The organism is Allorhizobium ampelinum S4 (assembly GCF_000016285.1).
GTDB classification, from domain to species: domain Bacteria; phylum Pseudomonadota; class Alphaproteobacteria; order Rhizobiales; family Rhizobiaceae; genus Allorhizobium; species Allorhizobium ampelinum.
This window is the reverse complement of the sequence record NC_011989.1, coordinates 920,753-934,188: the sequence shown is the minus strand read 5'-3', so window position 1 is coordinate 934,188 and position 13,436 is coordinate 920,753. Positions and strand designations below refer to the sequence as shown.

Below are 13,436 nucleotides of genomic sequence, written 5' to 3'. Positions count from 1 at the left end.
AAATGCAACTGAACAGGGCATTTTGTGCCGAAACGGCGAATAAACATTAGGTGGCTTCAAACTTCCTTCGCCATGAGGCGCCTTTGCTTGATACTTGCCTGGGCGGCGGACAGCCGGGCAATCGGCACCCGGAAGGGTGAGCAGGAGACATAATCCAGCCCGACATCCTCGCAGAAATGGATCGAGGCCGGGTCGCCGCCATGTTCGCCGCAAATACCGAGCTTCATATCGGGACGGGTCTGGCGACCGCGCTCGGCGGCCATGCGGATCAACTCGCCGACCCCGTCGAAATCCAGCGAGATGAATGGATCGCGCTCGATAATCCCCTTGCGCTGATAGGTCGGAAGGAAGGCGGCTGCGTCGTCGCGTGACATGCCGAACGTCGTCTGGGTCAGGTCGTTGGTGCCGAAGGAGAAAAATTCGGCGGCCTCGGCAATCACATGGGCGCGGATGGCGGCACGCGGCAGCTCGATCATCGTGCCGACCAGATAGGAGATTTCCAGCTTGCCTTCCCGCATCACTTCAGAGGCAATCCGGTCGATCACGCCCTTCACATAATCCAGCTCGGAGCGCAGCCCGACCAGCGGCACCATGATCTCAGGTACGACCGGTGCACCGGTCTCAAGGCCTGCGGCAACGGCGGCTTCGAAAATCGCCCGCGCCTGCATCTCGGCAATTTCAGGATAGGAAATCGCCAACCGGCAGCCGCGATGGCCGAGCATGGGGTTGAACTCGTGCAAAGCCTCGACTCGCTGCGCCAGAGCGCGCGGCTCCATGCCCATCGCCACGGCCACCTCGGTAATTTCCTTGGCCGTCTTCGGCAGGAATTCGTGCAGCGGCGGATCGAGCAGGCGGATCGTCACCGGCAGGCCATGCATGATGGTGAACAGCTCGGTAAAGTCCGAGCGCTGCATTGGCAACAGCTTGTCGAGGGCAGCCCGGCGACCCGCTTCGTTTTCAGCGAGAATCATTTCGCGCATCACATGGATGCGCTCACCTTCGAAAAACATATGTTCGGTGCGGCAAAGTCCGATACCCTCAGCGCCGAAAGAGCGGGCGGCCCGCGCATCGCCCGGCGTGTCGGCATTGGTGCGCACCGTCATGCGACGCGTGCGGTCCGCCCATTGCATCAGCTGGGCAAAATCCCCCGACAATTCCGGTTGCAGCATCGGCACGGCACCCTGCAAAACCTGGCCGGATGAACCATCTATGGTGATGATATCACCCTTCTTCAGCTTGACGCCGACGCCCAGCAGCACGCCATTGCGGATATCGACCCGCATGCTGCCGGCACCGGCCACGCAGGGAATGCCCATGCCGCGCGCCACCACCGCCGCATGGCTGGTCATGCCACCACGGGTGGTCAGGATGGCTTCGGCGGCATGCATGCCGTGAATGTCTTCCGGGCTGGTTTCCATGCGCACCAGAATAACCTTGCGGCCTTCTTCCTTGGCACTGACCGCGTCTTCGGCGGTAAAGACGATCTCGCCGGTAGCCGCGCCCGGAGACGCTGGCAGGCCGGAGCCGATCACATCCCGCGCCACGCGCGGATCGATGGTGGGATGCAAAAGCTGGTCCAGCGACGCCGGCTCGATGCGCGACACCGCCTCGTCCTCATCGATCAGCCCTTCCGCCACCATATCGACAGCGATCTTCATGGCCGCCTTGGTGGTGCGCTTGCCGGAGCGGGTCTGCAACATCCACAGCTTGCCGCGCTCAATGGTGAATTCCACATCCTGCATGTCGCGGTAATGGGTTTCAAGCTGCGCGCAGACCGCCGTAAACTCGGCAAAGGCCTTGGGCATCAGCTTTTCCATCGACGGCTTGTCGGAACCGCTTTCCAGCCGCGCCCGCTCACTCAGGGATTGCGGGGTGCGGATACCCGCTACCACGTCCTCACCCTGGGCATTGACCAGAAACTCGCCGTAAAGCTGGTTTTCGCCCGTCGACGGGTTGCGGGTAAATGCCACCCCTGTGGCCGAACTGGAGCCGAGATTGCCAAACACCATGGCCTGGATATTGACCGCCGTGCCCCAATGGCCGGGAATATTGTGCAACTGCCGATAGGTGATGGCGCGGGCGTTCATCCAGCTGGCAAACACCGCGGCCACCGCCCCCCAGAGCTGAACCTCAGGGTCCTGCGGAAAGGGTTCGCCCAGCTCATCCTCGATCAATTGCTTGTAGAGGTCAGTCACATGCTGCCATTCATCGGCGCTCAGTTCGGTGTCGAGTTCATGGCCAAACCGGCCCTTCTCATGCTCAAGGATTTCCTCGAACACTTCATGATCCAGCCCCAGAACGACATCGCCATACATCTGAATGAAGCGGCGGTAACTGTCCCAGGCAAAGCGAGCGTCTCCGGCGCGATGGGCAAGACCGACCACCGTCTCATCGTTCAGGCCGAGATTGAGCACCGTATCCATCATGCCCGGCATGGAGGTGCGCGCACCCGAGCGCACCGACAGAAGCAGGGGATTTTTGGCGTTGCCGAACGTGCGTCCGGTCTCGGCTTCGATCAGGTCGATACCGGCCAGCACCTCTGCCTTCATGTCGTCGGCCAGACTGCGACCATGGGCGTAGAAATGCGTGCACGCATCCGTGACAATCGTCAGACCCGGCGGCACGGGCAGGCCAAGGCCCGCCATTTCAGCGAGATTGGCACCTTTACCACCCAAATGTTCAACATCGCCAGCACCGCCCTCAGCCTTGCCGCCGCCGAAGCTGTAGACCCACTTCCCCATGGTCGTTTTCTTTCTCCGCCCGACTGTTCTTGTTTTCGCATCGGATGATCCGAAAACCGGTTTCCACTTTTCGGTCCGATGCTTTTTATCTCCGCATCGGATGATCCGAAAACCGGTTTCCACTTTTCGGTCCGATGCTTTTTATCTCCGCATCGGATGATCCGAAAACCGGTTTCCACTTTTCGGTCCGATGCTTGTATCCCTCAAAAGACTTAGCGCATTCGTGATCCGTTGAAAATCTCATAATATCAATCGTATCCCGCATTGCAGCATAATTGCGGCATCCCGCGCGAAAGATCCGTGTGTCGAGGCTCGACGCGGTATTGAGCGATGGCTGATACCGGAACGCGGCCTACATCTGTTTCGATGGTAATTTTCTTGGTCAATCCATTGATATTTCACGAATTTGCGACGGAATGTCGCAAATTGGCTCAACCAATTGTGAAGAGAAATTAACGTCTCGGTAACCTCATGGCTGGCGGATTGGGGTAGAGAACGAACCGCGACCCACTCAACCAAAGGAGATTGCCAGATATGTCATCACTACAAACCGTTGCATTAATGCTTGCCATTCTTGGGTTTTCGGCGAGCTTTGCATCGGCAGCCCCTCGGATGGTCAAGCAGTTCGATCACTGGGGGCTGTTTTCCTACAAGGATGGCGGCAAGACCGTTTGCTATGTGCTGTCCGTGCCTTCAAAGGAAGATCCTGTGGGCATCGACCATGGCAAGAATTTCTTCCTGATCGCCCCGAAAAAGACCGGCGGCGTCAATTATTACCCCCAGGCCGTCATGGGCTACAACGTCGCTCAGGGCTCGACCATCGATGTGAACGTCGATGACAAGACGTTCCAGATGGTGCCGAAAGCCAATGTCGGCTGGACCCGGCTGGAAGCAGAGGACGCCAAGGTGATTGCCGCCATGAAGCAAGGTCGCCGGATGACCGTGAAAACCACCTCGAAGCGCGGCACCCACACCACCTATACCTATTCGCTCCAGGGCGTTTCGGCGGCGCTGAAACAGGCCCAGGCCTGCCGCTGACATGTCCAAAACCGACAATGCCTGAGAAACGCCCCCTGACTGCCAAAGGCGGTTTCACATACAGGCTCCAAGATGACGACGCATTCTCGTTTTCAACAGATTTCGACGATCTCAAATGTATCGAGGCCTTGAGACATTTGAAAAGGGAATACGGTCCGTCATGTTCAGTGGCTCCCCGTGTGAACCGCCGCGCCCTGCTGGCCACCCTGTTGCTGACCCCGTTGATCGGGGCGGCAAGCCTGCTTGCGCCCGGCACGGCTGCGGCCATGCCGATGCTGCGGCAGACGGGTCGCGTCACCGGCTATCCGCTACCGCGATTTGCCTCGTTGAAGGCCGACAGGGTGCGGATGCGGGCTGGCCCTTCCACCGATTACCCGGTCCGCTTTATCTACGAGGCACGGGGGCTACCGGTGGAAATCATCGAGGAATATGACAATTGGCGGCAGGTTCGCGACAGCGACGGCACCAGCGGCTGGATGTCGGCTGTCATGCTCAGCGGCGCGCGCACCGGCCTTGTCGCCCCCTGGCGCGGCTCAAAAGGCGATCTCGTCATGCTGCGCACCCGCCCCCTTGCCACGGCTGCCATCACCGCCCAACTCCAGCCACGGGTACGGCTGAAAATCGGCGGCTGCGATGGGCATTGGTGTTCCGTCTCGGTAGAACGAGGTGGCCCTTCCGGCTTTGTCCGGCAGGGCCTGGTCTGGGGCGTTTATCCCGGAGAAACCATCGGCAATTGAGGTTTTACAACCAGAATGCCGGACGGCTTCCCAAGCAAGATCCGCAGACGGTCAAGGCTTGACCATGGAGGGCGTTGCATGGCCTGGCACACCCTTCGCAGTGCTATCCTGCGGCAGGTCGCGCAGCCGTGACAACAGCAGAACGGTTGCGATACCAGCGATAACAGCCACCGGCACGATCGCCATCAACACCTCGGTCGGCGAGCGTCCAGCAGCAATCAAACCACCGGCAAACAGCGGCCCGACCACCGAACCGAAGCGTCCGACCGCGACGGCAAGTCCCACGCCGGTGCCACGAACATCGGGCGCGTAGCATTGCGGCGCAATGCCGTAGAGCAGTGACTGGGCCGCCATGACGCTCACCCCGATCAACGCACCGGCAATGGCATTGGCGGCAAAATTGGCCGGTGCCAGTCCCAGCAGCACAAGAGAGACCACCAAAAGAAGGAAGCAGAGCGAACCGTTGAGAACCTTGCGCTTCCCATCAAGGAACCATCCACCCGTCAAGCCACCCACGGCCCCGGCGATATTGAAGATCACCTGGATGAGACCGGCCTGCTGGCGATCCAGCCCGCGCGTCACCAGAAGGGTCGGCAACCAGTTGAGAAGCAGATAGAGCACCATGATGCCAAAGAAGAAACCCGTCCAGAGCAGGATGCTGCGCAGCGCCGTATCGGGGGAGAACACCTGACGCCAAGCACCCTCCTTCTTGGTCTTTTCTGACTTTTCGACCTTGAGCTGCGGCAGCATCATAAACAGCGGCAGCACGAGCAGCATCGGCATGATACCGCCGGCAATGAAAATGGTGCGCCAGTCGTCATGCAGGCCAGCCATGGCCACCACGCTGGCAATCGCCCCACCAAACGGAATACCAGCATACATGATTGACACCGCCCGGCCGCGGCGCTCCGGCGTGGTCGATTCGACAGCTATGGCCACCAGGTTCGGCAACGCCCCGCCCAGGCCGACGCCGGTGAGGAAACGCATGGCGATCAGCCCTTCCACGGATGTGACTGCTGCCGTGGCGAGCGAGAAGATCCCGAAGATGAAAAGCGCCAGGCTAAGACCCAAGCGGCGTCCGAACCGGTCGGAGATCATGCCGCCGGAAACGGCGCCAAAGATCAGGCCGAAGGTGGCAGAAGAAAAGAACAGCCCCATCTGGGCGGGTGTCAGCCCGAAGACCGGCGCCAATTTCGGCGCCGCCACGCCCGCAGCCTGAAGGTCGAAACCTTCAATCATCGCCGCCAGAAAAACCAGAAAAATGATCCGGGACGAGCCCGGTCGCGATGTTGTCGACAGCATAATGCCTCCCATTGATGCCGATAACGGCTCAACCGCTCGCCTCCTCGCTTACGGTCAGACCTTTTGGATAATCCTACAGCGATCATGACCACGCCATAGGCGCGGCAAGATGCTGTAAAGTATGTTGAGCATACTATTGGAATTGGCATTTAGCAATCGTGGCTTGCCAGCGAGGAGAAAATACCTCCGCAAAAAGGAAAACCTCTATTTTCTATTTCAATACAAAGGATTGCGATTTTTCATCCGTTGCAGGCAGCATGATTTAAAATCGCTATTTCTCAGAGTATCAGCCGGGAGCGCGCGCCAATGCAGTCTTTTCCGCCTCGCTTGGCGTACCGAGGAAGATCTCGCCTTCCGCCTGGTCCTGAATACGCATCACCGCATGCTTGCCATCGGCGGAAAACAGCACACGAACGGCGCTTTGCTCGCATCGTTTTGGTTGGCAGGCGTAGAATAATTGCATGGGCTTGGCGTCAACAGGCATTTCGACCGAAGCCAGCCCGATATAATCATCCTTGCGGACCATGTTCAGCACCCAGAGCGGAATGCCCTGCCGCCCGCGCACCAGCCCCGTCAGCGCATCGCGATGCGGCTTGGAGGTTTTCACGGTCTGCGCAAGGAAATTGCCGGAAAGATTTTCAGCTGCTGCCGGAATCGCAAAAAGGCAGGCAAGAGCGGTCAGCAGCAGTATCCAACGGGGCATGCAAATCTCCTGTTTATGCCTGCCCGACAGGTTCACGGTGAACCAGCCAGACTGTCCCTTCCTCGGTGTTCCTTTCGGACCAATGCTCTATTTGCCTGCCAAATCGACGATGTCATGGATGCTGACCTCGCCAAGCCGCACACGAGCTTCAGCAGATGCCAGCCTTACGTCCGGATTTTCTTCGACCGCTCGTCCGTACCAGTATTTGGCGGCATGCAGATCGCCGATTGCCTCGTAACAGATCCCGAGTCGCTCCCCAAGATATCCACCATCGAGAGACTGATCGCCATCGGCCATGAACAGATAGATCTTGATCGCATCCGCGCTCCGGCCCGCTTTGATGAGGTCCTTGGCACGCCGCTCAAGCTGATTGAAATTGTACACTACGCTTTCCTCTGTATCTAGGCCGGACTTGCTCCCGTAGAGCATTCCAATCGGCCTTGTGAACCCTCACACAGCCTCGCGCAATTGCTCCGCCGTCTGCAAGTCCACGGACACCAGCTGGGAGACGCCCTGTTCGGCCATGGTGACGCCGAACAGCCGGTTCATGCGGGCCATAGTGATCGGGTTGTGGGTGATGATCACGAAACGGGTCTGGGTCGAGGCGGCCATTTCGTCCATCAGGTTGCAATAGCGCTCGACATTGTGGTCGTCGAGCGGGGCGTCCACTTCGTCAAGCACGCAGATCGGAGCCGGATTGGTGAGGAAGACCGCGAAAATCAGCGCCATCGCCGTCAAAGCCTGCTCGCCGCCCGATAGCAGTGTCATGGTCTGCGGCTTCTTGCCAGGCGGACGGGCGAGGATTTCGAGGCCGGCATCCAGCGGATCGTCGCTTTCGATCAGCTGCAATTCCGCCGTGCCGCCGTTAAACAAGTGGGTGAACAGCCGCTGGAATTGCGCATTGACCACGTCGAAAGCCGCCACCAGCCGTTCCCGGCCCTCGCGGTTCAGGCTCTGGATCGCGCCCCGCAGCTTGCGGATCGCGTCGATCACGTCGTCGCGCTCCTTGATCAGGGCGGCGAGCTTGTCGGACAATTCCTTCTGCTCTTCATCGGCGCGCAGGTTGACGGCACCCAGCCGTTCGCGCTCGATTTTCAGGCGGTCCAGATCGCGCTCGACCTCGCGCAGATCAGGGATCGCGTCATCGGTTTTCAGCCCGGTCAGGCGGAAGGCCTCATGCGGGCCAACATTGAGCGCTTCCTGAATACGGGCCTCGGCATCCTTGCGCCGCTCGCGTCCAGACAGCAACCGTTCTTCCGCCCGGCCCCGGCGCTCGCGGGCTTCGGCCAGCGCCGACAAGGCGCTCGCGGCGACCTGATCGGCCTGACGCTGGCGAGCTTCGGCTTCCACCAACCGGTCTGCTGCGGCGCGGCGGGCGCTCTCGGCCTTGTCCAGCTCGCTCATCAGCAGGCGGCGCTTTTCGTCGAATTCGTCGGGGGCAGCGTCCAGCTCGGCCATTTCGTCGCGGGCTTCCGCCTCGCGCTCCCTCAGCGTGGCGATATGTTGGGCAGCACTTGCAGCACGCTGCGCCCAGCTTTGCCGCTCCTGACGGATCGCCATGATCCGGCGCTGGCGCTGGTCGTTTTCACGGGCAAACCCTTCATGGCGGGCGCGGGCTTCGGCCACCAATCCGCGACCGGTGGCAACCTCCATCTGTAATTGCCGCAATTGTTCGTCCAGCGCCGTCAGGTCGGCCTGATCGGCAAGGGCAATCTGCGCTTCTTCGGCCAGGCTTTCAGCCTCTTCGATCTGGGCGCGAAGACCGTTGACCGCCTCTTCCACCACAGCGCGGCGGCGTAGCAGATCGCCGCTGGCCCGCTCGGCAGCGCTTAACGCCTCGCGGGCTTCCGACAGCTGACGCAGGATCAACCTTTGGCGCTCACGCCCTTCGCCAAGACGCGCTTCGCTCGACATCACCGCCTCACGCGCTGCCGTCAATTGTTCTTCAGCGTCTTCCAGCCCGATGCGGGCCTCGTCAACCTCTTCCTCCAGCGCCTTCAGACGGTTCTTCTGGGCAAGACGAAGGGCCGCCGCACTCGGCGCTTCGGAGCCGGTGACATGGCCATCCCAGCGATAGACGGCCCCTTCGCGCGTCACCAGCCGCTGGCCGGTTTTCAGATCCGGTTGCAGGCGTTGCGCGGTATCCGCATCGGTGATGCCGATCTGTTTCAGGCGACGGGACAACGCTTGCGGCGCGGAAACATGGGCTGCAAGCGCCACGATGCCAGCGGGCAAAGCGGGATCATCACCATCCGGCCCGGGCATGGCCCAATGGGCGGGAGCCTGTGCGTCGAGCGGGCTTTCCAGATCGTCGCCAAGGGCGGCACCCAGCGCGGTTTCAAAACCGCGCTCCACCGTCAGTGCATCGGCCACCGGCGAAAATTCTCCGGCGCTGGCCGAAGAGGCCAGCATTTTGGCAATGGTTTTTGCCTCGGTTTCCAGCGCCGCCAATGCAGAGCGGGCGGCTTCCACCGGGCCACGGGCCAGTGCCTCGGCCAGGCGCGCGGCGCTTAAAGCCTCTTCCGCTTGCGCAACCGTGCTTTCGGCCTCTTCCACCGCATATTCACCGGCTTCCACCGCCTCGCGCTTTTCCTCCGGGTCCGGCAGGGCAGAGAGCTTTTCGGCCACGGCATCCAGTTCACGGCCTGCCTCGTCGGCCTGACGCTCCAGCCGCAGCCGCTTGTCGGCGAGGTCGCGCAGCGCCCGTTCCAGCTGGTTGCGCCCGGCTGCCGCCTCGGCGCGGTCAGCAGTGGCGGCGGAAAAGCGGGCTTCGCTGTCAGCAAGGGTTGCCGATGCTTCCTCGAAAGCAATGCGCAGATCGTCGGCCTCCTGACCGCTTTCCGTCAGCACGTCTTCCAGTTCGGCTTCCTCGGCAGCGAGCCGCTCGAGAATTTCGGCATTGTCATCGACCAGCCGTTGCTCGCGGGCAATGTCCTCTTCAAGCTGCAACAGCCGGCGGGTCAGTTCGTCGCGGCGCTTGAACAGCCGTCCGGCATCTTCCTCCAGCTGGCTGCGGGCAATCTGCAAGCGTTGCAGGCTGGCTGCGGCCTTGACCTCTTCGTCACGCAACGCAGGCAATTGCAGGCTGGCAATGGCTTGGGCCTTGGCCGCTTCCATCTGCGCCTGCGCCCGTTCGGCCACCAGCGAGGTCGTTTCGTTGAGCGAGGCTTCCGCCTCAGCCTCGGCCTGCCGCGCTTCCGTCCAGCGGATATGCAGCAGCATGGCATCGCGGGCGCGGATATCAGCGGACAGCATCTTGAAGCGATTGGCCTGCCGGGCCTGGCGCTTCAGGCTCTCGATCTGGCTTTCCAGCTGGGCGACAATATCCTCCAGCCGCTCCAGATTGGTTTCGGCGGCGCGCAACCGCAGTTCCGCCTCATGGCGGCGCGAATGCAGTCCGGAAATGCCAGCGGCCTCTTCCAGCAATTGTCGGCGTGCCTGCGGTTTGGCCTGGATGAGTTCGCCAATCCGCCCCTGGCCGACCATCGACGGCGAGCGCGCCCCAGTCGAGGCATCGGCAAACAGCAATTGCACATCCTTGGCGCGGGCTTCCTTGCCATTGATGCGATAGACCGAGCCGTTTTCCCGCTCGATACGGCGGCTGACCTGAATTTCGTCGCTGTCGTTAAAGGCAGCAGGCGCGGTGCGGTCGGAATTGTCGAGATAAAGCCCAACCTCCGCCGAATTGCGGGCGGGGCGATTGCCGGAGCCGGAAAAAATCACGTCATCCATGCCGGAAGCGCGCATGTTCTTATATGAGTTTTCCCCCATCACCCAGCGCAGCGCCTCGACCAGATTGGACTTGCCGCAGCCGTTCGGCCCGACCACGCCGGTTAATCCGCGCTCGATGATGAATTCGGTGGGCTCAACGAAGGATTTGAAGCCGACGACCCGAAGCTTGGTGAACTTCATGGGCGGGCCTCTTGGGGACGGGTCTGATGAGATGCAGGAAACGCTTCGGCCAAGGATACCCCCCTCTGGCTTGCCAGCCATCTCCCCCTCAAGGGGGGAGATCGGGTGATGATGGGTCTCGCTCCCTCATTTCGGCGGGCTTGCGCAGATCCGGGCGGACAATAGCTGGGAACGACGGCAGCGTCTCTTGCCGATCTCCCCCCGCGAGGGGGAGATGTCCGGCAGGACAGAGGGGGGTAGACCCCACGCTCATCACGCCAAAAATCTAAAACCGACCACAAAAAAACGGGCGCATGGCTTTCGCCACCGCCCGTCTTGATCGGATGCGCAGTGTCAGAGAAGACTGTCGATGAGCGCCGACATGGATTCAACCGACATATCTCCAGAATAGCTTTTGCCGTTGATCAGGAAGGTCGGGGTTGCGTTGACGCCGAATTGCTTGGCGCCAAGGTCCCGCATTGCGGTTACATCACCGGCAAGCTTGGTGTTCGTCAAGCAAGCCTGGAAGCTTTCCTGTGTGAAACCGGCCATTTTCGACATTTGCAGCATAGCACCACGCACATCGCCGTTGTCAGGCGCGGCCCAGGAGCGCTGCTGCTTCAGGAACATGGTGATGAAGGGATAATATTGATCCTTCGGGGCACAACGCGCCAGCATGAAGGCGGCGGTGGCGGCGGGATCGAAAGGAAACTCGCGGAACACGAAATAGACCTTGCCGGTATCGATGTATTTTTCCTTGATCGTATCGAAGGTCGTGGCGTGGAAATGGGCGCAATGCGGGCAAGTCATCGAGAAATATTCAACGATCTTGACTGGCGCGTCGGGCTTGCCGAGTGCCATGTCCGGCAGCGGGCCGGGTTTCATCACCTCTGCCATATCGACATCATTGTCGGGCTTGGGCATTTCGGCGGCGGCAAAGGCCGGGCTCACCATACCGGAGACGGCGAGGCCTGTGGCCGCCGTGGCGATACCGGCCAGGAGATGGCGCTTGGTCAGGGTCAGTTCTGAATTCGACATTATTTCACCCGCATAGAGTAACGATCGTGCTGTAAACCTGCGCCCGGTTATACCTGTCTCACACACCCTGACAATACATCATCTGGCAAGACATCGCTCGCAAGACTGAGTTGTCGCGATACAGGCACACCACCGCCCCACAGCACGGATTAGACTGTATGTGAGGGTTTTGGCCTGCCAATTCAAATTACAAAGCTGTCATTTCGGCTTTTTTTGCGACAATACCGCCCGGCCCAGCCGCTCGACTGCTTTTTTGAGCTTGTCGCTCTCAATCCCCTCAGTCATTTCCGAGAGCTTTTTCGCCTGCACCGCGTCCAGACGGCCCGGCCCGCGCCGGTGCTTGGCGGTATTCGACACCGGTTTTTGCACGATGCGAATCTGCCCGATGGCCGGATAGCCGAAAAACCCGTTGATGCGGGCAATCAACTCGCCCTGCGCATGGTTGAGAAACAGCGCCCGCGCCCCTTCGCAGGCAATGGTCAGGACGCCCGCCTTATAGCTGCCGGATTGACCGGCAGGCGCACTCGACTTCGGGCCGGATTTCTGGCCCGAATCCTGTCCGGCATAGTCGCGCCTCGGCCAGACGATCTTTTCAGGCCGTGTGCAATCGGCAAAATCGGCCCCGGCAATCTCGTCCCAGGACGACAGCAGCGCCGTCGAAATCCCGGCACGCCGCGCAATCACCGGATCGATGATACCGTTGGCCAATTCGGAAATCTGGGCAGCGCCGCGTTTTTTGAAGGCCATGGCTGGATGGTGCCTCGTCATTGCAATCCGGAACGCTTGATATGCGCCGTGATTCGTCACCATATATATAGTATGAGCATGAAAACCCGAAAACCTGCCGAACAAACCCTTCACGAAGACGGGCTTCACCAAGATGGGCCTCACCAAGAGGGACTAAGCGCTGACGAGCTTCTCGCCTGGTATGACCGCCATCACCGTGACCTGCCCTGGCGGATCTCGCCGCCAATGGCGGCGCGCGGTATCAGGCCCGATCCCTATCACATCTGGCTGTCGGAAGTGATGCTGCAACAAACGACGGTGCAGGCGGTCAAACCCTATTTCCTGAAATTTCTGGCCCGCTGGCCGAAAGTCACCGATCTGGCTGCCGCCCCCACCGAGGACGTAATGGCGGCCTGGGCAGGCCTTGGCTATTACGCCCGCGCCCGCAACCTGAAGAAATGCGCCGAGGCCGTCGCCGATCTGCATGGCGGTGTCTTTCCCGACACCCAGGACGGCCTGCAATCCCTGCCCGGCATTGGCGATTATACCTCCGCTGCCATTGCCGCCATTGCGTTTAACCGGCAAGCGGCGGTGATGGACGGCAATGTCGAGCGGGTGATATCAAGGCTATACGCGATCTCCGATCCGCTGCCAGGGGCCAAACCGGCGATCAAAGCGCGGGTAGCAGCACTGACGCCCATTGAGCGGCCCGGCGATTTCGCGCAAGCGATGATGGATCTGGGCGCGACGATCTGCACGCCAAAACGGCCTGCCTGTTCGCTCTGTCCGTTCAACGCCCACTGTCTGGCGCTGAAAGCCCATGATCCCGAGCATTTTCCGGTCAAGGCAGCGAAGAAGACCAAGCCGGTGCGGCTTGGTGCCGCCTTCATCGCTCTTGATGACCGCAACCGCATCCTGTTGCGCAAGCGCGCCGACAAGGGGCTTCTGGGTGGCATGACGGAAGTGCCGACTACCGAATGGACGGCCCGCATCGACGGCGACGACAGCGAGGCCAGCGCGCCGATGGACGCCAATTGGCGCGCCTGCGGGGTCGTCACTCATGTGTTTACCCATTTCGAGCTGCGTCTGACGATCTTCCGGGCCGATGCGGTCAAGGGACGGCCCGACGATTACCATTGGGCCGATCACGGATGGTGGGAGCCGCTCATCAATCTTGAAGCCCAGGCCTTGCCGACAGTGATGAAAAAGGCGATCACCCAGGCTATACCCGAGGCCTTCGCAGCCAGAAAAATGGAATAG

At 60.7% G+C, this 13,436-nt stretch carries 10 protein-coding genes; 3 read left to right on the top strand and 7 right to left on the bottom strand.

What is annotated here, in order from left to right:
- Positions 1–56 precede the first annotated feature (56 nt).
- Complete coding sequence (ppdK, locus tag AVI_RS04395; protein ID WP_015915211.1) at positions 57–2,741, bottom strand: pyruvate, phosphate dikinase; 2,685 nt, start codon at positions 2,739–2,741, stop codon at positions 57–59.
- A 534-nt stretch (positions 2,742–3,275) separates the two neighbouring features.
- Between ppdK and AVI_RS04390 the strand changes: the two genes are divergently transcribed.
- Positions 3,276–3,779, top strand: coding sequence for an invasion associated locus B family protein (locus tag AVI_RS04390; protein WP_015915210.1), 504 nt, complete (start codon positions 3,276–3,278; stop codon positions 3,777–3,779).
- A 179-nt stretch (positions 3,780–3,958) separates the two neighbouring features.
- Positions 3,959–4,516, top strand: coding sequence for an SH3 domain-containing protein (locus tag AVI_RS04385; protein ID WP_041697624.1), 558 nt, complete (start codon positions 3,959–3,961; stop codon positions 4,514–4,516).
- 51 nt (positions 4,517–4,567) lie between these two features.
- Here the strand turns inward: AVI_RS04385 and mhpT are convergent, their stop codons facing one another.
- The 6 genes from mhpT to AVI_RS04355 all read right to left on the bottom strand — a co-directional run bounded on the left by mhpT (position 4,568) and on the right by AVI_RS04355 (position 12,197).
- Positions 4,568–5,818, bottom strand: a complete 1,251-nt coding sequence (gene mhpT / locus AVI_RS04380; protein WP_139192420.1) for a 3-(3-hydroxy-phenyl)propionate transporter MhpT — start codon at positions 5,816–5,818, stop codon at positions 4,568–4,570.
- Between the two features lie 286 nt (positions 5,819–6,104).
- Positions 6,105–6,521, bottom strand: coding sequence for an Ivy family c-type lysozyme inhibitor (locus AVI_RS04375; RefSeq protein WP_015915207.1), 417 nt, complete (start codon positions 6,519–6,521; stop codon positions 6,105–6,107).
- Between the two features lie 87 nt (positions 6,522–6,608).
- A complete protein-coding gene (locus tag AVI_RS04370; RefSeq protein ID WP_234895239.1) occupies positions 6,609–6,905 on the bottom strand; it encodes a hypothetical protein in 297 nt (98 codons plus the stop codon).
- A 66-nt stretch (positions 6,906–6,971) separates the two neighbouring features.
- On the bottom strand, positions 6,972–10,433 hold the full coding sequence (locus AVI_RS04365; RefSeq protein WP_015915205.1) for an AAA family ATPase: 3,462 nt from the start codon (positions 10,431–10,433) through the stop codon (positions 6,972–6,974).
- A 333-nt stretch (positions 10,434–10,766) separates the two neighbouring features.
- Positions 10,767–11,450, bottom strand: coding sequence for a DsbA family protein (locus AVI_RS04360; RefSeq protein ID WP_015915204.1), 684 nt, complete (start codon positions 11,448–11,450; stop codon positions 10,767–10,769).
- Positions 11,451–11,648: 198 nt separating this feature from the next.
- Positions 11,649–12,197 (bottom strand): DUF721 domain-containing protein, encoded by a 549-nt coding sequence (locus tag AVI_RS04355; protein ID WP_015915202.1) that lies wholly within the window; start codon positions 12,195–12,197, stop codon positions 11,649–11,651.
- Positions 12,198–12,269: 72 nt separating this feature from the next.
- On the opposite strand from AVI_RS04355, the gene mutY reads away from it, so the two are divergent.
- A complete protein-coding gene (gene mutY, locus AVI_RS04350) occupies positions 12,270–13,436 on the top strand; it encodes an A/G-specific adenine glycosylase (RefSeq protein ID WP_015915203.1) in 1,167 nt (388 codons plus the stop codon).

Coding starts and splice junctions, on each gene's coding strand:
- ppdK (WP_015915211.1), bottom strand. CDS start 2,741: ATGGGGAAGTGGGTCTACAGCTTCGGCGGCGGCAAGGCTGAGGGCGGT.
- AVI_RS04390 (WP_015915210.1), top strand. CDS start 3,276: ATGTCATCACTACAAACCGTTGCATTAATGCTTGCCATTCTTGGGTTT.
- mhpT (WP_139192420.1), bottom strand. CDS start 5,818: ATGCTGTCGACAACATCGCGACCGGGCTCGTCCCGGATCATTTTTCTG.
- AVI_RS04375 (WP_015915207.1), bottom strand. CDS start 6,521: ATGCCCCGTTGGATACTGCTGCTGACCGCTCTTGCCTGCCTTTTTGCG.
- AVI_RS04365 (WP_015915205.1), bottom strand. CDS start 10,433: ATGAAGTTCACCAAGCTTCGGGTCGTCGGCTTCAAATCCTTCGTTGAG.
- AVI_RS04360 (WP_015915204.1), bottom strand. CDS start 11,450: ATGTCGAATTCAGAACTGACCCTGACCAAGCGCCATCTCCTGGCCGGT.
- AVI_RS04355 (WP_015915202.1), bottom strand. CDS start 12,197: ATGGCCTTCAAAAAACGCGGCGCTGCCCAGATTTCCGAATTGGCCAAC.
- mutY (WP_015915203.1), top strand. CDS start 12,270: ATGAGCATGAAAACCCGAAAACCTGCCGAACAAACCCTTCACGAAGAC.